The sequence below is a fragment of the Sphingomonas sp. AC449 genome (assembly GCF_979253475.1).
This window is the reverse complement of record NZ_CEEDCZ010000115.1, coordinates 1-232: the sequence shown is the minus strand read 5'-3', so window position 1 is coordinate 232 and position 232 is coordinate 1. Positions and strand designations below refer to the sequence as shown.

The 232-nt window shown below is 72.4% G+C and carries 1 pseudogene; it reads left to right on the top strand.

The annotated features are described in order from the left end of the window. A pseudogene (locus AC0CH3_RS18035) lies at positions 1 to 232 on the top strand (hypothetical protein); the annotation flags it as partial.

Here is a 232-nt window from a genome sequence, read left to right as displayed (position 1 = left end):
GGGACCGCGGCCCGGTGCGGACGATGTCGCATGGCTGCGGCAGCAGACGATGCAGGGCGATCCGCAGCAACAGCGCGGCTGGCTGTCGTCCTATGTCGAGCGCGACCGGCCAGCCGCCGCGCGTGCCTTCGTGTCGCGGCACCCGCTCGCGGCACAGACCGATGTGATGCTGATGCGGCTGTCGCTCGCCCGCGCCGCCAATTGTCCCGGGTCGAGCGGGTGTCCGTCGAGC